General features: G+C 60.8%; 11 protein-coding genes. 4 read left to right on the top strand and 7 right to left on the bottom strand.

The window, feature by feature from the left end; all coding sequences use genetic code 11:
• Window positions 1-45: 45 nt before the first annotated feature.
• The 4 genes from H7F31_RS34410 to H7F31_RS31440 all read right to left on the bottom strand — a co-directional run bounded on the left by H7F31_RS34410 (window position 46) and on the right by H7F31_RS31440 (window position 15,246).
• Window positions 46-5,970, bottom strand: a complete 5,925-nt coding sequence (locus H7F31_RS34410; RefSeq protein WP_315970582.1) for a beta strand repeat-containing protein — start codon at window positions 5,968-5,970, stop codon at window positions 46-48.
• Window positions 5,971-6,671: 701 nt separating this feature from the next.
• Entirely contained in the window at window positions 6,672-8,489 is a 1,818-nt protein-coding gene (locus tag H7F31_RS34405) for a beta strand repeat-containing protein (protein ID WP_397374777.1), read from the bottom strand.
• Between the two features lie 1,185 nt (window positions 8,490-9,674).
• Entirely contained in the window at window positions 9,675-13,037 is a 3,363-nt protein-coding gene (locus H7F31_RS34400) for a collagen-like protein (protein WP_187102047.1), read from the bottom strand.
• Window positions 13,038-13,329: 292 nt separating this feature from the next.
• A complete protein-coding gene (locus H7F31_RS31440; RefSeq protein ID WP_397374775.1) occupies window positions 13,330-15,246 on the bottom strand; it encodes an exosporium glycoprotein BclB-related protein in 1,917 nt (638 codons plus the stop codon).
• 653 nt (window positions 15,247-15,899) lie between these two features.
• Between H7F31_RS31440 and H7F31_RS31435 the strand changes: the two genes are divergently transcribed.
• Genes H7F31_RS31435 through H7F31_RS31425 form a run of 3 tightly spaced genes read left to right on the top strand, consistent with a single transcriptional unit; the run spans window position 15,900 to window position 17,899 of the window.
• Window positions 15,900-16,700 carry a hypothetical protein gene (locus H7F31_RS31435; protein ID WP_187102046.1) on the top strand — a complete coding sequence of 267 codons (801 nt, stop codon included), beginning with the start codon at window positions 15,900-15,902 and terminating at the stop codon, window positions 16,698-16,700.
• Between the two features lie 51 nt (window positions 16,701-16,751).
• Window positions 16,752-17,201 carry a flavodoxin gene (locus H7F31_RS31430; RefSeq protein ID WP_108996084.1) on the top strand — a complete coding sequence of 150 codons (450 nt, stop codon included), beginning with the start codon at window positions 16,752-16,754 and terminating at the stop codon, window positions 17,199-17,201.
• Window positions 17,189-17,899 (top strand): hypothetical protein, encoded by a 711-nt coding sequence (locus tag H7F31_RS31425; RefSeq protein WP_187102045.1) that lies wholly within the window; start codon window positions 17,189-17,191, stop codon window positions 17,897-17,899. Before H7F31_RS31430 ends, H7F31_RS31425 begins: the two co-directional genes overlap by 13 nt.
• A 48-nt stretch (window positions 17,900-17,947) precedes the next feature.
• Here H7F31_RS31425 and H7F31_RS31420 read toward each other — a convergent pair whose 3' ends face one another.
• The 3 genes from H7F31_RS31420 to H7F31_RS31410 are packed head-to-tail and all read right to left on the bottom strand — an operon-like array spanning window position 17,948 to window position 19,441.
• The gene (locus H7F31_RS31420) at window positions 17,948-18,268 is read right to left on the bottom strand and encodes a DMT family transporter (protein ID WP_187102044.1); all 321 of its coding nucleotides are present in this window, start codon (window positions 18,266-18,268) and stop codon (window positions 17,948-17,950) included.
• On the bottom strand, window positions 18,265-18,639 hold the full coding sequence (locus tag H7F31_RS31415) for a DMT family transporter (RefSeq protein WP_261800203.1): 375 nt from the start codon (window positions 18,637-18,639) through the stop codon (window positions 18,265-18,267). The genes H7F31_RS31420 and H7F31_RS31415 overlap by 4 nt, the downstream gene beginning before the upstream one ends.
• A gap of 22 nt (window positions 18,640-18,661) precedes the next feature.
• Entirely contained in the window at window positions 18,662-19,441 is a 780-nt protein-coding gene (locus H7F31_RS31410; RefSeq protein ID WP_187102043.1) for a MerR family transcriptional regulator, read from the bottom strand.
• A gap of 229 nt (window positions 19,442-19,670) precedes the next feature.
• Between H7F31_RS31410 and H7F31_RS31405 the strand changes: the two genes are divergently transcribed.
• Window positions 19,671-20,522 carry a helix-turn-helix domain-containing protein gene (locus tag H7F31_RS31405; RefSeq protein ID WP_087572720.1) on the top strand — a complete coding sequence of 284 codons (852 nt, stop codon included), beginning with the start codon at window positions 19,671-19,673 and terminating at the stop codon, window positions 20,520-20,522.
• Window positions 20,523-20,529: the final 7 nt, after the last annotated feature.

The following is a 20,529-nucleotide window of genomic DNA, read 5'->3' as shown; positions in this document are numbered from 1 at the left end:
AGCCGGAAGGGTTTTTTCTTTCGTGGGCCGATGGGAGGCAGTCGGCTATGAGAGCTGGTGAATGGACCAGACGATGCCCTCGTTGCCGGAGCCGCCGAGATTGAGATTGATTGTAAGTCCGTTGGCGACATAAAAGAGACCGATCTGATCGTTCGCGTTCAGCGTCACGTCTCCCGTGATATTAATAGAGCCGCTTCCGAGAATGGTGCGCAAAGTAAGAAGAAGCGCGATGCTGACGTTCAGGATCGGGAAGATCCCCGTAATCAAATCCGTTGTGCTGGGCGTAATTCTGCGCACGGTGAAGGCCGGGTTAACGCCTGCCCCCAGTTGGACGGTAATCGCTGCCGCTGTGGAGTAGTTAATCGTTGCTTTGATGGAGTATCGGCCAGAAGTCGGGACGGTGAAAGTGCCGGTGGCGGCATTAAAGTTGGCATTGCTGAAATAGGGGCTGGCCGTCGACCAGTTGACCAGTTGTCCGGAGGTGCTGACGGATACCGCATTAATTCGCCCCGAAAATCCGTTGGTCGCAAAGTTTGGCCCCGTTGCACCGGTCGGTCCCGTGTTGCCGGTAGCGCCGGTATTGCCGGTCGGTCCCGTTGGTCCGGTAGCGCCGTCGGCGCCAGTTGGCCCGGTCGCGCCGATGGAACCCGTAGCACCGTTAGCGCCAGTTGGCCCGGTCGATCCCGTGGGGCCAGTAGCGCCATCGGCGCCAGTTGGACCGGTCACTCCGGTGGAACCCGTAGCACCGTCAGCGCCCGTTGGACCAGTCGATCCCGTCGAGCCAGTTGCACCGTCAGCACCAGTTGGTCCAGTAGCGCCAGCGGCACCAGTTGGCCCGGTCGGCCCCGTTGGTCCAGTCGCTCCCGTGGATCCAGTAGCGCCGTCGGCGCCAGTTGGACCGGTTGCTCCGGTGGAACCCATTGCGCCGTCAGCGCCAGTTGGCCCGGTCGGCCCCGTTGGTCCAGTAGCGCCGTCGGCGCCAGTTGGCCCGGTCTGTCCCGTCGGGCCAGTCACGCCGTCGGTACCCGTTGGTCCAGTCGGTCCCGTGGATCCAATAGTACCGTCGGCGCCAGTTGGACCGGTTGCTCCGGTGGAACCCGTTGCGCCGTCAGCGCCAGTTGGCCCGGTCGGCCCCGTTGGTCCTGTAGCGCCGTCGGTGCCAGTTGGTCCGGTCAGTCCCGTGGATCCAGTAGCGCCGTCGGCGCCAGTTGGCCCGGTTGGCCCCGTGGATCCAGTAGCGCCGTCGGCGCCAGTTGGCCCGGTTGGCCCCGTGGGTCCAGTAGCGCCGTCGGCACCTGTTGGCCCAGTCACTCCGGTGAATCCAGTAGCGCCATCAGCGCCAGTTGGCCCGGTCGGTCCCGTGGATCCGGTAGCACCGTCAGCGCCAGTTGGCCCGGTCGGCCCCGTTGGTCCAGTAGCGCCGTCGGCGCCAGTTGGTCCAGTTGGCCCGATCGGTCCCGTGGATCCAGTAGCGCCATCGGCACCAGTTGGTCCGGTGGCGCCGATGGCACCCGTTGCGCCATCCGCGCCAGTCGGTCCAATCGGCCCCGTGGCTCCAGTAGCGCCATCGGCGCCAGTTGGACCAGTTGCTCCGGTGGAACCTGTTACGCCGTCAGCGCCTGTTAGTCCAGTTGGCCCGATTGGTCCCGTGGATCCGGTAGCCCCGTCAGCGCCAGTTGGCCCGGTCGGTCCCGTGGATCCAGTAGCGCCGTCGGCGCCAGTTGGCCCGGTCGGCCCTGTCGAGCCAGTAGCGCCGTCGGCACCTGTTGGCCCGGTCGGTCCCATGGATCCAGTAGCGCCGTCGGCGCCCGTTGGCCCGGTCGGTCCCGTGAATCCAGTAGCGCCGTCGGCGCCCGTTGGCCCGGTCGGTCCCGTGGATCCAGTAGCGCCGTCGGCACCAGTTGGCCCGGTCGGCCCCGTCGAGCCAGTAGCGCCGTCGGCACCTGTTGGCCCGGTCGGTCCCATGGATCCGGTAGCACCATCCGCGCCAGTCGGTCCAATCGGCCCCGTGGATCCAGTAGCGCCATCGGCGCCCGTTGGACCAGTTGCTCCGTTGGAACCCGTTACGCCGTCAGCGCCAGTTGGCCCGGTCGGCCCCGTTGGTCCAGTAGCGCCATCAGCGCCAGTTGGCCCGGTCGGCCCCGTCGAGCCAGTAGCGCCGTCGGCCCCTGTTGGCCCGGTCGGTCCCATGGATCCGGTGGAACCCGTTACGCCGTCAGCGCCCGTTGGTCCAGTTGGCCCGGTCGGTCCCGTGGATCCGGTAGCACCGTCAGCACCAGTTGGCCCGGTCGGCCCCGTTGGTCCAGTAGCGCCGTCGGCACCTGTTGGCCCAGTCACTCCGGTGAATCCAGTAGCGCCATTAGCGCCAGTTGGCCCGGTCGCGCCGATGGCACCCGTTGCGCCATCCGCGCCAGTCGGCCCCGTGGATCCGGTAGCACCATCCGCGCCAGTCGGTCCAATCGGCCCCGTGGATCCAGTAGCGCCATCGGCGCCAGTTGGACCAGTTGCTCCGTTGGAACCCGTTACGCCGTCAGCGCCAGTTGGTCCAGTTGGCCCGGTCGGTCCCGTGGATCCAGTAGCACCGTCAGCACCAGTTGGCCCGGTCGGCCCCGTTGGTCCAGTAACGCCGTCGGTACCTGTTGGCCCAGTCACTCCGGTGAATCCAGTAGCGCCATCCGCGCCAGTTGGCCCGGTCGCGCCGATGGCACCCGTTGCGCCATCCGCGCCAGTCGGTCCAATCGGCCCCGTTGATCCGGTAACTCCGGTGGAACCCGTAGCCCCGTCAGCACCAGTTGGACCAGTCGGCCCCGTGGATCCGGTAGCACCATCCGCGCCAGTCGGTCCAATCGGCCCCGTGGATCCAGTAGCGCCGTCAGCGCCCGTTGGCCCAGTGGAGCCGGTAGCGCCATCGGCACCCGTTGGACCAGTAGCACCGTCGGTACCAGTTGGCCCGGTCGGTCCTGTGGATCCAGTAACGCCGTCAGCGCCAGTTGGCCCGGTCGGTCCTGTGGATCCAGTAACGCCGTCAGCGCCCGTTGGCCCGGTCGGTCCTGTGGATCCAGCAACGCCGTCAGCGCCCGTTGACCCGGTCGGTCCTGTGGATCCAGTAACGCCGTCAGCGCCCATTGGCCCGGTCGGTCCTGTGGATCCAGTAACGCCATCGGCGCCCGTTGAACCGCTTGCTCCGGTGGAACCCGTTGCGCCCTCAGTGCCTGTTGGTCCCGTCGGCCCCGTGGATCCAGTAGCGCCATCGGCGCCCGTTGGACCAGTTGCTCCGTTGGAACCCGTTACGCCGTCAGCGCCAGTTGGCCCGGTCGGCCCCGTTGGTCCAGTAGCGCCTTCAGCGCCAGTTGGCCCGGTCGGCCCCGTCGAGCCAGTAGCGCCGTCGGCACCTGTTGGCCCGGTCGGTCCCATGGATCCGGTAGCACCATCGGCGCCAGTCGGTCCAATCGGCCCCGTGGATCCAGTAGCGCCATCGGCGCCCGTTGGACCAGTTGGCCCGGTCGGTCCCGTGGATCCGGTAGCCCCGTCAGCGCCAGTTGGCCCGGTCGGTCCCGTGGATCCGGTAGTCCCGTCAGCACCAGTTGGCCCGGTCGGCCCCGTTGGTCCAGTAGCGCCGTCGGCACCTGTTGGCCCAGTCACTCCGGTGAATCCAGTAGCGCCATCAGCGCCAGTTGGCCCGGTCGCGCCGATGGCACCCGTTGCGCCATCCGCGCCAGTCGGTCCAATCGGCCCCGTTGATCCGGTAACTCCGGTGGAACCCGTAGCCCCGTCAGCACCAGTTGGACCAGTCGGCCCTGTGGATCCGGTAGCACCATCCGCGCCAGTCGGTCCAATCGGCCCCGTGGATCCAGTAGCGCCGTCAGCGCCAGTTGGCCCGGTCGGTCCTGTGGATCCAGTAACGCCATCGGCGCCTGTTGGCCCGGTCGCGCCGATGGCACCCGTTGCGCCGTCAGCACCCGTTGGACCAGTCGGCCCTGTGGGTCCAATAGCGCCATCGGCACCAGTTGGTCCGGTCACTCCGGTGGATCCATTAGCGCCATCGGCACCAGTTGGTCCGGTGGCGCCAATGGCACCCGTTGCGCCATCCGCGCCAGTCGGTCCAATCGGCCCCGTTGGTCCAGTAGCGCCGTCAGCGCCTGTTAGTCCAGTTGGCCCGATCGGTCCCGTGGATCCGGTAGCACCGTCAGCACCAGTCGACCCAGTGGAGCCGGTAGCGCCGTCGGCACCTGTTGGCCCAATCACTCCGGTGAATCCAGTAGCCCCGTCAGCGCCAGTTGGACCAGTCGATCCTGTCGAGCCAGTAGCCCCGTCAGCGCCAGTCGGCCCAGTGGATCCGGTAGCGCCATCGGCACCAGTTGGCCCGGTCGGTCCCGTGGATCCAGTAGCGCCGTCGGCGCCAGTTGGCCCAGTCGGCCCCGTGGGTCCAGTAGAGCCGTCGGCGCCAATTGGCCCAGTCGATCCGGTGGAACCCGTAGCACCGTCAGTGCCTGTTGGCCCCGTTGGTCCAGTAGTGCCATTGGCACCAGTTGGTCCGGTCGCGCCGATGGCACCCGTTGCGCCATCCGCGCCAGTCGGTCCAATCGGCCCCGTGGATCCAGTAGCGCCATCGGTGCCAGTTGGCCCGGTCGGCCCCGTGGGTCCAGCAGCGCCATCGGCGCCAGTTGGCCCAGTCGATCCGGTGGAACCTGTTACGCCGTCAGCGCCTGTTGGTCCAGTTGGCCCGATCGGTCCCGTGGATCCAATCGCCCCGTCAGCGCCAGTTGGCCCAGTCGATCCCGTTGGTCCAGTAGCGCCATCAGCGCCAGTTGGCCCGGTGGCGCCGATGGAACCGGTAGCCCCGTCAGCGCCAGTTGGCCCAGTCGGCCCCGTTGGTCCAGTAGCGCCATCGGCGCCAGTTGAACCGGTTACTCCGGTGAAACCCGTAGCGCCGTCAGTGCCAGTTGGTCCCGTCGGCCCCGTGGGTCCCGTAGCGCCGTCGGCACCAGTTGGCCCGGTCACTCCGGTGGAACCGGTAGCGCCGTCGGCACCAGTTGGACCGGTGGGCCCCGTTGGACCGGTCACTCCGGTGGAACCCATTGCGCCGTCAGCGCCAGTTGGTCCAGTAACGCCGTCGGCACCAGTTGGTCCGGTCACTCCGGTGGATCCATTAGCGCCGTCAGCGCCAGTTGGTCCAGTTGGTCCAGTCAGCCCTGTGGGTCCAGTAACGCCGGTCGGTCCCGTGGATCCAGTAGCACCGTCGGCACCAGTTGGTCCGGTCGCTCCGATGGCACCCGTTGCGCCGTCAGCACCCGTTGGACCAGTCGGCCCTGTGGGTCCAATAGCGCCATCGGCACCAGTTGGTCCGGTCACTCCGATGGATCCGGTTGCGCCGGTCGGTCCCGTGGATCCAGTAGCACCGTCGGCACCAGTTGGACCGGTTGCTCCTGTGGAACCCATTGCGCCGTCAGTGCCAGTTGGCCCGGTCGGTCCCGTGGATCCAGTAGCGCCATCGGCGCCAGTTGGTCCCGTCGGCCCTGTGGGTCCAGTAAGGCCATCAGCGCCGGTTGGCCCAGACGCTCCTGTGGAACCCGTTACGCCGTCAGCGCCTGTTGGTCCCGTCGGCCCTGTGGATCCAGTAGCGCCGTCAGCGCCAGTCGATCCTGTCAGCCCCGTTGGTCCTGTAACGCCATCGGCGCCTGCTGGCCCGGTCGGTCCTCTGGATCCAGTAGCACCGTCAGCACCTGTTGGTCCGGTCGCTCCGATGGCACCCGTTGCGCCGTCAGCACCCGTTGGACCAGTCGGCCCTGTGGGTCCAATAGCGCCATCGGCACCAGTTGGTCCGGTCACTCCGGTGGATCCATTAGCGCCGTCAGCGCCAGTTGGTCCAGTTGGTCCAGTCAGCCCTGTGGGTCCAGTAACGCCGGTCGGTCCCGTGGATCCAGTAGCACCGTCGGCGCCAGTTGGCCCGGTTGCTCCGGTGGAACCCATTGCGCCGTCAGCGCCAGTTGGCCCGGTCGGTCCGTTGGGACCCGTTGCTCCAGTACTTCCTGCCGAACCCGTTGCTCCGGTACTTCCTGCCGAACCTGTTGCTCCAGTTGGCCCTGTAGCTCCGGTCGCTCCTATATTTCCACAAGTTGTTTCAAGACGTACAATGGCAGAGCCTTCAGTGACCGTAATAACTATAGAATCTGATTCAAAAATCAAATCTTCTCCTAAAGCCACAGTTGCCACCCCAGTCGGACCAATTACTCGAAATAAATCTTCGTCAATTGTTCCCGTAGCACCGGTCGGTCCCGTCGCACCGGACTTTCCTTTCTTGCCTCGTTTACCTTTGGCTCCAGCCGGACCCATTGGACCCGTGGGTCCGGTCGGACCAATTAAGCAGCATTTTTTGATTGGTCTAGTGGAATAAGTAATACGATCTTTCCCAGAAGGTTGAATTCTTCGCATCTTACTGGTAATCAGCTTTGAGCAATGAACCTTTTTGAATCGATTCGTCCGACTCATGTTCACCTCACCCCTATAGTCAGTAGCCTAATTAGTCTATGTAGTGGAGGAGAGCTAGGGAACGTTTGTATCATTATTTTTCAAGTTATGAAGAGGAGACAGAGGAGGGCTGCTAGTAGCTATAGTGCAGTATACAAAAAAGAAAGCCCGGCAAAGTTCATAGCCAAGCTTTCTAATTAAAATTAAGCGATTTGGTGAATCGACCAGATCACTGGTGCAGTCGTACCGCCAAGATTGAGCGCGATTGTCAGCCCGTCAGCTACATAGAAGAGACCTACCTCATCGCCGGCTGTGAGCTCTACATCTCCGCCTAGTGTTACGGTTCCGTTTCCAAGGACTGTTCTCAACGTAAGGATTAGAGCTACGTTGACGTTCAACACAGGAAACAATCCAGAGATAAGAGGGGTCGCTGTTGTAATATTTTGTACGACAAATGCCGGGTCAATACCTGGACCTAAGTTGATCGTGATCGCTGCAGTAGTAGAGTAGCTAATGGTGGCTTTAATAGAATATCTGCCCGTTGCTGGTGCTGTGAATGTTCCAGTACCTTGATCAAATGAAGGGTCACCGTAGTAAGGCGTCGTTACGACCCATCCGCCGAGCTGTGCATCCGTAGTGACTGTTGCAGCATCGCGACTAGCGGAGAAACCTACGGCTCCAAAAGATTCACCAGTAGCTCCTGTCGCCCCTGTAGCACCATCAGCCCCTGTAGCTCCAGTAGCGCCTGTCGCCCCTGTAGCACCATCAGCCCCGGTAGCACCCGTAGCGCCGTCCGTACCTGTGGCGCCAGTGGTTCCGGTAACTCCGTCAGCCCCCGTAGCACCAGTAGCTCCCGTTACGCCGTCGGCGCCCGTCGGTCCCGTAGGTCCGGTTGCTCCAGTGGCTCCGTCAACTCCGTCAGCCCCCGTAGCTCCAGTTACGCCGTCGGCGCCCGTCGGTCCGGTGACTCCAGTGGCTCCGGTAACACCGTCAGCCCCTGTAGCACCAGTAGCTCCCGTTACGCCGTCGGCGCCCGTCGGTCCGGTGACTCCAGTGGCTCCGGTAACACCAGTAGCTCCAGTTACGCCGTCGGCGCCTGTCGGTCCGGTTGAGCCAGTCGCCCCTGTAGCACCCGTAGCTCCGTCGGCCCCGGTAGGTCCAGTAGTTCCGGTTGCACCCGTCGAGCCATCGGCCCCAGTAGCTCCAGTAGCACCGGCAGCTCCGTCGGCGCCCGTCAATCCGGTTGAGCCAGTAGCCCCTGTAGCACCAGTAGCGCCGTCGGCTCCGGTAGGTCCAGTAGCTCCTGTTGCACCCGTCGAGCCATCGGCACCGGTGACTCCCGTAGCACCCGTAGCTCCGTCAGCGCCAGTAGCTCCAGCAGTCCCGTCTGCGCCCGTCGGCCCGGTTGCACCAGTAACCCCGTCAGCGCCGGTAGCTCCCGTAGCACCTGTTGATCCTGTGGCTCCCGTCGAGCCATCATTGCCAGTAGCCCCCGTAGCACCGGTCATTCCTGTGGCTCCAGTAGCTCCGGTTGCCCCCGTCGAGCCATCGTTGCCAGTAGCTCCCGTAGCACCGGTCATTCCTGTGGCTCCAGTAGCTCCGGTTGTCCCCGTCGAGCCATCGTTGCCAGTAGCTCCCGTAGCACCGATCATTCCTGTGGCTCCTGTGGCTCCAGTAGCTCCGGTTGCCCCCGTCGAGCCATCGTTGCCAGTAGCTCCCGTAGCACCGGTCATTCCTGTGGCTCCAGTAGCTCCGGTTGTTCCCGTCGAGCCATCGTTGCCAGTAGCTCCCGTAGCACCGGTCATTCCTGTGGCTCCAGTAGCTCCGGTTGTCCCCGTCGAGCCATCGTTGCCAGTAGCTCCCGTAGCACCGGTCATTCCTGTGGCTCCAGTAGCTCCGGTTGCACCCGTAGCGCCATCATTGCCAGTAGCTCCCGTAGCACCGGTCATTCCTGTGGCTCCAGTAGCTCCGGTTGCCCCCGTCGAGCCATCGTTGCCAGTAGCTCCCGTAGCACCGGTCATTCCTGTGGCTCCAGTAGCTCCGGTTGCCCCCGTCGAGCCATCGTTGCCAGTAGCTCCCGTAGCACCGGTCATTCCTGTAGCTCCCGTAGCTCCTGTTGCACCCGTAGGCCCCGTAGGACCAGGCGGTCCCGTCTCGCCAAGGTATGGGTCTTCGATACGAACGATGGCGGAGCCCTCGGTAACCGTTATATCCAGCGTGTCGGATACAAAGATCAGGTCCTCGCCAACCTCCACGACTGCCGTACCTACTTCACCGATTACATTAAATAATGGTCCTTCCATGGTACCTGGTGCGCCTGTAGCTCCAGTGGCACCCGTCGCGCCCGCTAATCCAGGAAGTCCTTGAGCACCTTGGGCTCCAGCAGGTCCTGTTGCGCCAGGTCTGCCGCGTTTGCCGTCATCACCACGTTTGCCGTCATCACCACGTTTGCCGTCATCACCGCGTTTGCCGCGGCGTCCACGTTCGCCAGTCGCTCCTGTAGGTCCGGTGGCCCCGGTTGGTCCAACCGGTCCGACCGTTCCTCTTCTGCAACGTTTGACGACAACGACTTTCTTTTCTTTTTTGCAGCTTTTTTTCTTGCCATGTTTGTTGTAAGAGCTGGCATGAATACTGATAGATTGACTGTTATTCTTCTTTTTCATATTCACTAGTTTGATTTGTCGAAGTTTTTTTGTTGGTTTATCCAGTTGAAACACCTCCTCAGATACTCCTTTAATGTACGTAGAGTCTGTGATTCTTGTATGTGCGTTTGAATTAGCAGTCTTCTGCTTTTTTGAAGAAATAAAATAAATGTGCTAATAACTAGTCGTAGCTGAAAGTCTGATTTTTACCAGGGGAGAGGGATAAGCCTGTTGTCTGGCTCTGTAGGACTAAATGGGAATTAGAGTTTGGTGGATTAAGAGAAAAGCCGCCTCCACATCGGTTAGTATGAAAGAATGTTTTTTTTCTCAGGGATATTACCAAGCCGATACATAATAGAATTATTCGGAGTTGCTCGTAAAGATCGTGATGCCCGCTTGATTTGCCTACCGAAGATCTGATGCAAATTAAGGATGTCACGTTTGGGGCGGAGTAGATCAAAGTGATTCGAATCCCCATTCTGGGAAGGAAAAAGCCTCGAAGCGAGTGATTACACTGGCTTCGAGGCTTTCTGGTTTTATTCGAGCGGAGATTATTAAAGTACGTTACTCGATAGCCAATCCCGCGCTGACCGATCCGACGACTGATCCTGCAACCAGGAGACCGCCACCAGTAGCGCTGGCTACTAGAAGCAGCCGCGTTTCCGTAGTAACGGGAATGCTCAATCCCGTGGTGACGTTGTTGTACGTGCTGCCTACGGTGATAGTCGTTGGAATGACGATATCGACGAGCGCACCAGGGATCGGAGCGAACACTTCGCTTGGCCCAGTTGAGCTGTACACCTGCAAGCGGTACGTCAGTGGAGTCAGAAGCGTTAGTCCCGCTGTAGCGGCGAGATAACCGGACAACGACGAAATGACGCCGTCCCGCGGTAATGAGAACGCATAGTTGGTCAAGCCGGTAACCGTGATTGTTCCGCCAAGCACAGTCAATGCCTGAACAGATCCTCCGAAGCCGATCAAACCAGGCAGACCTACAAGGCCGCCTACAAGAACGGTAACTGCAAGTGGTTCGCCGGACGAGAATGGAATAATCGCGCCGCCGCCGCCTGTAGCACCAGTAGCCCCATCCGCGCCAGTAGCACCATCCGCGCCAGTAGCTCCAGTGGCGCCAGTAGCACCATCCGCGCCAGTAGCTCCAGTGGCGCCAGTAGCACCATCCGCGCCAGTAGCTCCAGTGGCGCCAGTAGCACCATCCGCACCAGTAGCGCCTGTTGATCCAGTAGCACCGTCCGCGCCAGTAGCGCCCGTCGCCCCTGTAGCACCGTCCGCGCCAGTGGCTCCTGTTGATCCAGTAGCACCATCCGCTCCAGTAGCTCCTGTTGATCCAGTAGCACCGTCCGCGCCAGTGGCTCCTGTTGATCCAGTAGCACCATCCGCTCCAGTAGCTCCTGTTGATCCAGTAGCACCGTCCGCGCCAGTAGCACCATCCGCACCAGTAGCTCCAGTGGCGCCAGTAGCACCATCCGCGCCAGTAGCTCCAGTGGCGCCAGTAGCACCATCCGCGCCAGTAGCGCCAGTAGCGCCAGTAGCACCATCCGCACCAGTAGCGCCCGTCGCCCCTGTAGCACCGTCCGCGCCAGTAGCTCCTGTTGATCCAGTAGCACCGTCCGCGCCAGTAGCTCCTGTTGATCCAGTAGCACCGTCCGCGCCAGTAGCACCCGTCGCTCCAGTAGCTCCAGTAGCACCATCCGAGCCAGTCGCACCCGTAGCGCCGTCCGCTCCGGTGGCACCCGTCGAGCCATCAGCGCCAGTAGTACCGGTAGCTCCAGTCGCCCCTGTAGCACCGTCCGCGCCAGTTGCACCCGTCGCTCCAGTAGCTCCAGTAGCACCATCCGAGCCAGTCGCACCCGTAGCGCCGTCCGCCCCGGTGGCACCCGTCGAGCCATCAGCGCCAGTAGCACCGGTAGCTCCAGTCGCCCCTGTAGCACCGTCGGCGCCAGTTGCACCCGTCGCTCCAGTAGCTCCAGTAGCACCATCCGAGCCAGTCGCACCCGTAGAGCCGTCCGCCCCGGTGGCACCCGTCGAGCCATCAGCGCCAGTAGCACCGGTAGCTCCAGTCGCACCCGTAGCGCCGTCCGCCCCGGTTGATCCAGTAGCACCCGTAGCACCGTCCGCTCCAGTAGCTCCTGTTGATCCAGTAGCACCGTCCGCTCCAGTAGCTCCTGTTGATCCAGTAGCACCGTCCGCTCCAGTAGCTCCTGTTGATCCAGTAGCACCGTCCGCTCCAGTAGCTCCTGTTGATCCAGTAGCACCGTCCGCTCCAGTAGCTCCTGTTGATCCAGTAGCACCATCCGCGCCAGTAGCGCCCGTCGATCCGGTAGCACCATCAGCGCCCGTAGCCCCGGTAGCTCCAGTCACACCCGTAGCGCCGTCCGCCCCGGTTGATCCAGTAGCACCCGTAGCGCCGTCCGCACCAGTAGGTCCAGTAGCTCCGGTGGCACCCGTCGAGCCATCAGCGCCCGTAGCACCGGTAGCTCCAGCCGCTCCCGTAGCGCCGTCCGCCCCGGTTGCACCCGTAGAGCCATCGGCGCCCGTAGCACCGGTAGCTCCAGTCGCTCCCGTAGCGCCATCCGTGCCAGTAGGTCCAGTAGCTCCGGTGGCACCCGTCGAGCCATCAGCGCCAGTAGCACCGGTAGCTCCAGTCGCTCCCGTAGCGCCATCCGTGCCAGTAGGTCCAGTAGCACCTGTTGCACCCGTCGAGCCATCAGCGCCCGTAGCACCGGTAGCTCCAGCCGCTCCCGTAGCGCCGTCCGCCCCGGTTGCACCCGTCGAGCCATCAGCGCCCGTAGCACCGGTAGCTCCAGCCGCTCCCGTAGCGCCGTCCGCCCCGGTTGCACCCGTAGAGCCATCGGCGCCCGTAGCACCGGTCATTCCAGTCGCTCCCGTAGCTCCGGTAGCACCCGTAGAGCCATCATTGCCCGTCGCTCCCGTGGCACCGGTCATTCCAGTCGCTCCCGTAGCTCCGGTAGCACCCGTAGCGCCATCATTGCCCGTAGCTCCCGTGACACCGGTCATTCCAGTCGCTCCCGTAGCTCCGGTTGCACCCGTAGCGCCATCATTGCCCGTAGCTCCCGTGACACCGGTCATTCCAGTCGCTCCGGTAGCTCCGGTTGCACCCGTAGAGCCATCATTGCCCGTAGCTCCCGTGGCACCGGTCATTCCAGTCGCTCCGGTAGCTCCGGTTGCACCCGTAGAGCCATCATTGCCCGTAGCTCCCGTGGCACCGGTCATTCCAGTCGCTCCGGTAGCTCCGGTAGCACCCGTAGAGCCATCATTGCCCGTAGCTCCCGTCGTACCGGTCATTCCCGTGGCTCCCGTAGCTCCTGTTGCACCCGTCGCGCCATCATTGCCCGTGGCTCCCGTAGTACCGGTTGTCCCAGTCGCTCCCGTAGGCCCCGTAGGACCAGTCGGTCCCGTCTCGCCAAGGTATGGGTCCTCGATACGAACGATTGCGGAGCCCTCGGTAACCGTTATATCCAGCGTATCGGATACAAAGATCAGGTCGTCGCCGACCTCCATGACTGCTCTGCCCACTTCACCGATTACATTAAATATTGGTCCCTCCATCGTACCTGGTGCGCCCGTAGCTCCAGTGGCACCCGTCGCGCCTGCTAATCCACGAGGTCCTTGAGCACCTTGGGCTCCAGCAGGTCCTGTTGCGCCAGTTCTGCCGCGTTTGCCGTCATCACCACGTTTGCCGTCATCACCGCGTTTGCCGCGGCGTCCACGTTCGCCGGTCGCTCCTGTAGGTCCGGTGGCTCCGGTTGGTCCGACAGGTCCGACAGGTCTTCTGCAACGTTTGACGACAACGACTTTCTTTTCTTTTTTGGAGCTTTTTTTCTTGCCGTGTTTGTTGGAAGAGCTGGCATGAATGCTGATAGATTGACTGTTATTCTTCTTTTTCATGTTCACTAGTTTGATTTGTCGATTTTTTTTTGTTGGTTTATCCAGTTGAAACACCTCCTTTTGAGCTTCTTCATAGTACGAGGTGGTGGGGGATTTTGTATGTGCGTTTGGGAAGAAGTTTCAGATTTTCGATTATTAAGTAAGTAAAATGTGCGAATCTACCGGCTAATTCGAGGAATAGAAAACAACCTGTATATGTTCATAGATGATGTCCATACGTTCATATTGCTGATAAAAATGGGGAAAAGACCAATAAGCCGATTCTACGGCTTATTGGTCTATGAGGATGTCGTTATTCGATCGTAATGCCCGCACTTCCATATCCGGCGACCGTACTGACAAGGGTCAAGCCAGTTGTCGTGATCGTAAAGCCCAGCAATAGCCTTGTTCCTGCTGTTACTGGAACAGCGAGGTCTGTCAACAAGCCATCCAAAAGCTGGCCGATGGCTAAATTGCCTGTCAATGGAGGGGAGAGGGCAACTTCGGTTCCAGGAACGGCTGTCAGCGTATTGCTTGGTACAGGGGTGCCGAACAGTTGAGCGCTGACGGTAACCGTCGAATCGAGAAGGGAGAGGGCCGAAGTTGTGCTGAAGAAAGCGGCTATTGATGTGATGATACCGTCTCTTGGCACGGAGAATGCGAAGTTCAACAACGTGCCGGCGCCGCCTGTCAGATCGATGCTATTGCCCGCTATCAGAATGGTGGGAGCGCTATTGCCGAAACCGACAAGGCCAACTGTTGACGCCAATCCGCCTACCGTAGATGCCAGCACAAGAGGCAGGCCGGAAGCGAAAGGAATGATAGTACCTGGACCCGCGGCGCCTGTTGCTCCATCAGCGCCCGTAGGACCAGTTGCACCGGTAGCCCCGTCGGCTCCGGTAGGTCCAGTCGGACCGGTCGCACCTGCAGCCCCGTCAGCGCCCGTTGCTCCCGTCGCACCTGCAGCCCCGTCAGCGCCCGTCGCTCCCGTCGCACCTGCAGCCCCGTCAGCGCCCGTTGCTCCCGTCGCTCCTGCGGCCCCGTCGGCTCCGGTAGGTCCAGTCGGACCGGTCGCACCTGCAGCCCCGTCAGCGCCCGTTGCTCCCGTCGCTCCCGTCGCACCTGCAGCCCCGTCAGCGCCCGTTGCTCCCGTCGCACCTGCGGCCCCGTCGGCTCCGGTAGGTCCAGTCGGACCGGTCGCACCTGCAGCCCCGTCAGCGCCCGTTGCTCCCGTCGCTCCCGTCGCACCTGCAGCCCCGTCAGCGCCCGTCGCTCCCGTCGCACCTGCAGCCCCGTCAGCGCCCGTTGCTCCCGTCGCTCCCGTCGCACCTGCAGCCCCGTCGGCGCCCGTCGGACCCGTTGCGCCCGTAGCTCCGTCAGCGCCCGCCGGTCCGGTTGCGCCCGTAGCCCCGTCAGCGCCCGTCGGACCGGTTGCGCCCGTAGCCCCGTCAGCGCCCGCCGGTCCGGTTGCGCCCGTAGCCCCAAAGCCTGCCGGTCCGGTTGCGCCCGTAGCCCCGTCAGCGCCCGTCGGACCGGTTGCGCCCGTAGCCCCGTCAGCGCCAGTCGCTCCAGTCGCACCTGCAGCCCCGTCGGCGCCCGTCGGACCCGTCGCGCCTGCAGCTCCGGCGGCCCCCGTGGCACCGTTAGAGCCTGGGAGACCATTAGCGCCGGTAGGCCCGGCAGGGCCGGTTGCACCTGTCGCTCCGATCGGTCCTTGTGGTCCCTGTGGTCCTTGAGGTCCAGCCGCTCCTTGCGTTCCCTGAGGTCCAGCATTGCCTTGTGGCCCTTGTGGTCCGACAGGTCCCTGGAGTCCAATCTCTCCGGTTGCTCCGGTTGCGCCCGTAGCCCCGGCATTCCCTTGTGGTCCTTGTACCCCTGGCAGCCCTTGCCCGCCAACGGCCCCTGTCGCTCCGGTAGCGCCTGTCGGGCCTACAAGACCGATGCCTATCGGACCTTGTGGACCGACCGGCCCGGCATTGCCTTGAGGTCCTTGAGGACCTTGAGGACCTTGGGGTCCCTGTGGGCCAACGGCGCCTTGAGGTCCTTGAACACCTTGATCGCCTCGGAAACCTTGAGGACCTTGAGGGCCGACCGAGCCTTGCGCGCCTTGAGGCCCTTGAGCTCCAATGGGTCCTTGTGAGCCTGTGGCTCCCGTGGCACCAGTTGCTCCAGTCGCGCCGGGTGGCCCCCCGGCTGCCCCAGCCGGGCCTGCAGGGCCCATTGGACCCATTGGGCCCACCTGCCCTGGAAGTCCTGGCAGTCCCGGAATTCCCGGAATCCCCGGAACTCCTTGAATTCCTTGAATTCCCTGAGGCCCCGCTGGACCTGTTGCTCCCGTTGCTCCCGTATGTCCACGTTTGCCGCGTTCGCCGTCATCGCCTTTTTTGCCGCGCTCGCCGCGTTCCCCGCGTTCCCCCTGAGGACCATTTTCTCCGTTTGCCCCGGTCGGTCCGATTGGGCCTATCCAGTCGTCGGGATGCCGGTGTCGATTTTCGCTGCCGGTTGCTTGAACGACGATTCGTTTTCTCTTCTTGCCGTTTCTTTTGCCTGTGTGTTTATGTTTTGCGGAAGATCCGCCGCCGCTGTATTTGCTAACGAAGACGAGCTGCTTCTTCGCGGAGCGGTTTCTATTTTTGAATGGTTGTTTCAGTTTAAGCACCTCCTAGTTGTTTATCCATCTTACGGCGGGATAGGCATTCGTGATTGGGTGCAATAGCCCGAATCGGTAGGCGCTCGACTATTTTTACGAAAAATGGGCGATCTCGGGCAAGTACGCCGTCATCGCATTTCAAACGCCAGGCATTGACAAAAAAACGGAGAATAGCTATGATGTTTATGAAAGTGATAATCATTATCAATATAATCTTAAGGGGAAATCAATCCATGCGAACGGATACCCATAAACCGTGGAACTGGCTGCTGTTCCCGTTCTCGTCGGTGAAAGCGACCCCGTACGGCGTGTATGCGGGTTCGGTCGGTTACGGCGTATATGAAATAGACGGAAATTCCAATTGGGATAAGCTTGGACAAGGACTGCCGGATTCGGCCAGTGTTCATCGGCTTCAGCTTCAACATGAGCATCTCCACGCCTGCACGAGCAAAGGGCTTTACGAATGGACGGGGGAGCAATGGGAGAACGACGGGCTCGCGCTGCCCTGTTATCAATACCGCAACATCGGCGGCGCGCGTTATGCGGCTACGGATAACGGACTTTGGATGCGCACGGGAAGCAAGTGGGGCTTGCTGGCATGCGAGGGGAAACGAATCTATGATTTTATCAACCTGCCTCAGTACGTCATTGTCGGCCATGAGACCGGGATCTCGCTATACGACCGGTTTATGGATGAGTGGGCGGAGTTCGAGCTGGGGCGGAGGGTCAGCAGTCTTGCGGTATTCCGCGGGCATCTGATTGGCGCGAGCGACGAGGGCGAGCTGCTTGTCGGCGATAAGCAAGGCAGATTCGACCGGATCACATTCGGAGGGAAGTTTATCTTCTCCGTGACCACCAAGGGCAAGAACGTGTATGTCTGCACGGATCAGGGCCTATTTTCGCTGGCTTACGTGGCAGATCGGCTCGTCCTGATGTCCGTCAAGCTGGGCTTTCCCGTGACGGATGTCGACGTGCAAGGAGAAAGGTTATATATGGCGACGCTGTTCCAGGGCGTTCAGTCCATCGAGATATAGTAGAGAACATGCCGTATTACGTGCGGCTGGATTCGGGAGAGGAGCCTGCAGATGCCGAAGGTCATCGTGCTGTACACAAGCTTGACGGGCAATACCGAAGAAATGGCGGAGGCGATTGCACAAGGCGCCAAGGAATCGGGCTTCGAGGTCGTATGCAAGGAAGCCTATGACGCCAAACCGGCGGAGCTGCTGGAATACGATGCTATCGTTATAGGCGCATATACATGGGGGGATGGCGAGCTGCCGGATGAATTCCTTGATTTTTACGAGGATATGGATGGATTGGACCTGTCCGGCAAGCAAGCGGCGGCGTTCGGTTCCGGCGACACGAGCTATCCCGTATATTGCGGGGCGGTAGATCTGATCGAGGCAAAGCTGCAGGAGCTTGGCGCGTCGATCGTATGTCCCAGCCTGAAGTTCGAATACAATGCTTCGGGCGAAGAGAAGGAAGAAGGCAAGCGTATGGGGGCAATAGTGGCAGGTGCATTGTGCAAAAGCTGATGCCGCCGCTCGTTCGAATCGAAGATGTTAAGATCGAGCAAATGCTTCGAGGAGGAGGGGAATCCCCAAGCAGTCAAGGCGAGAAGGGGAGACGCAAGGAGGGCTGGCCTAGACTCGTGCTTCTGTCCGCATGCCTCGCGGTCCATGATATTTGCGTGGTGCCTCGGCAAGAACGGACGGAAGCCTTGGTGGAAGAAGCGTGCCTGCGCAGCTTCTCCAACCGGCATCAACTGTTCCACTCCGGCGAACATTATCTTCAGACGCGTTGCGATATCATTCGGCATTTGCAGAGGTTTTTGGTTCAGGACCCGTGCGATGGAGAGGTAATGGCGCGCTTCGAGTCGTTCACGGTATATGTGGAGGAGCTGGACATGGAGCTGACGCAGCAATTCCACCTGATCACTGTGCAAGATCAGGCCGACGGGGAAGGCGGCTATATCGTCCAAAAGCTGGTCGCCGACGAAAACCCGGAGTCGTTGGAGCTGTACTTCCACATGACCGTCGTATTCGGCATGTGCGCGTTCGGCCGGCTGCCTTCTCGAGTAGAAGCGTTGGTTCCTCTAAGCGGCCGGCGTTTCGCTTGGAGGCCGGAATGGCAGCAATGGCAGAAGTCGCTGGATTATATGCGGCTGGTAAAGTCCATGCTGGAGGGTTCCGAGGCGATGTCTGTCAGCCGACATGCGTTTCCGGCTATGTGAGCGTGCAAGTGCGAAAACGGCATCGTCCGAAGCATGCCGCGCAAGTGTTCAACCAATTAATTTCAGTCCGATGACGCAGCCAATGACGCCTGCAATGCAGACGATACGCAGCAGGCTCTTGGATTCCTTAAAGAAGGTCATGCCCACTACGGCTGCCCCTACCGTGCCGATTCCCGTCCACACGGCGTAAGCGGTAGATAACGGAATCGTCTCCAGCGCGCCGAGCAGCAATTGAAAGCTGATTATGAATCCGCCGATCAGGATCAGATTATTGGTCCAGTTATTGTTCTCCGCGACGCGCTTGATTCCGATGACCCCGACAATCTCCATCAAGCCGGCCCCGATTAATAACCACCATGCTTCGTTCATTTCTGTTCGCTCCCTCCAGCGCTAAGCTTCAATCCGATAATGAAGAGCAGCAATAGCAGAATTATGCCCACCTTGGCGGTGCTGATGGTGCCTTCCATGACGGCTTCAACCACGACCGTTCCGACCGTGCCTATGCCCGCGAATACGGCGTAGACCGTTCCGATAGGGAGCACCTTGGTGGCGCGTATGATGAGGTCGAAGCTGAGCAGCAGGGAGATCAGCACGACGAGGGAGGGCACGGCCTCGTATTTAAAGCCCATTGCCCATATGATTTCAAGCCCTCCGCCGGCCATGACGTACAGCCAAGCACGATTTTTGGACAGGGGCTTTGCCGCTTTAGGCGGAGCTTTCCGTTCGATTGTTTCGCTCACGATGATTCCCTTCTTTCATTCCTTATTGTTGGACTTTCGCCAAATAGTTGTCCACGATCCGATCGATAAACGCCATCGTCTCGGAGTCGAGTCCCAATACCTTTGCTTCGTTGCCTTGTTCGGGGCGTATCCACTCCCAATACTTGTCCAGCGTCTCGTCGTTGCCGCGGAACCAGTCTTCTCCGATATCGACCAGCCGTGCCGCGAGACGATGCTCGACCTCGGGATTCGGGGGAGCGTGGCTCTGCTCGCGAACTTCGCGAAGCAAGGTGACCCATGCCATATTACGGGGGTCGTCCGTATCCAGTCGCGGAAGCTCTTCCAAAATTTCGATTTCTTCCGGCTGGAACCGTGACTTCCGAAGGCTTGCACGAATTTTGTTATCCTTGTCGATCTTCTCGTGATGCGCCATCTGCTGAATGAAGCCTAATACTTCGGTTGCGTTGACGTCTCCGCGCATTTCCAGCGTGTAGAGCGTCGTATGCAGCATGCGGTCCAGCAGATTAAGCCTCTCGACTTCGTTGCGTACGGCTTCGATTTGGAGGCGAATGGCTTGTCTCCAGGCATCCGCTCTGCCCGTTGTTTGCTCGGCGTCTTCGAGGACGGCCTTAATCTCTGCAAGCGTGAAGCCAAGATGCTTGAGGGTCGTGATATGCTGCAAGCGCAGAACGTCGTCCATGGTGTAATAGCGATAGCCGGATTCCGAGACGAGCGACGGCTTGAGCAGGTTCATTCGATCATAGTAGCGCAGCGTGCGGATCGTAATGCCGGCATCTGCCGCCAGCTTGCCTATTTTATACACGGGAACGACCGCTCCTTCCATATGTTGCGTCAGGCTTGTGCTTCTAATAGTAAACTGTGACGTATAGGGGAGAGTCAAGCGATAAGACGAATTTTTACGCAAAATCATCCCGGAGACCGATGGGAAGGAACCATTTCGCGGAAAAAGTCGTTGTTGATTGGCTCGGTGCCGATTACAATAAGATGGAGAATTTCTACAACAACGAGATTGCCATGCTGGGGGAGATTTTTTGTCAGACGATTTATTAGTGACGTTCCGATCGCCGCCGTTGCCTTTCTTTATCGAATCCAACCGTACGACTTACTTGCCGGGAGACGAGCATCCCAACCGGACGAACCTCGGCGTGTTCGACATGCTGTTCGTGAACGAGGGGACGCTTCATGTCGCGGAAGAGAACAATAGATGGACGCTGACGCCGGGAGACGTGCTTATTCTGAGGCCGGACAGCTGGCATTACTCCTTTAAGCCCTGCAATGAGGCCACGGTGTTCGATTGGGTGCATTTCCAGGCGGCGGGAGCTTGGGAGGAGACGCAGGGGAGCCAGCCGGGCACGCTGCGGGGAGACTACTACACGTATGCGATACGGGTGCCGAAGCGTATGAAGCTGAGCTATCCCGACGAAGCCAAGCTAATCTTCTCTCAGTTGCACGAAGCGGCCAAGAGCTCTTCCCACGGAGCATTTTGGGACCGGCAACAGCGGTTCCTCCATCTGTTGCAGATGATGGATGAAGGCTGGCGTTCCGATGCGGCGAAGGCCGCGGTGTCGATCGCGGAGCGAGCCGCCGCTTATTTGAAGCTCAATTACCGGAGTACCATCAGCAACACCATGCTTAGCGAGGTGCTGGAGCTGCATACGAACTATATCACGCGCTGCATGACGGAAGTATTCGGCTGCACGCCTCAACAATATCTGCTCTACTACAGGCTGGATCAGGCGAAGCTGCTATTGATCAAGACGGATTGGACGATCGCGCGTATCGCCGAAGAGACGGGCTTCCGCCAAACGCCGCATTTCTCCAGACTGTTCGCCGCGCATACCGGCATGCCGCCTCTTAAATTTCGCAAACGTTTTACTACTTAGCAGGGTG

The sequence above is a fragment of the Paenibacillus sp. PAMC21692 genome (assembly GCF_014303795.1).
Taxonomy (GTDB): Bacteria; Bacillota; Bacilli; order Paenibacillales; family Paenibacillaceae; genus Pristimantibacillus; species Pristimantibacillus agaridevorans.
Note: the sequence above shows the minus strand (reverse complement) of the source record. Positions and strands in the feature narration are given on the sequence as shown.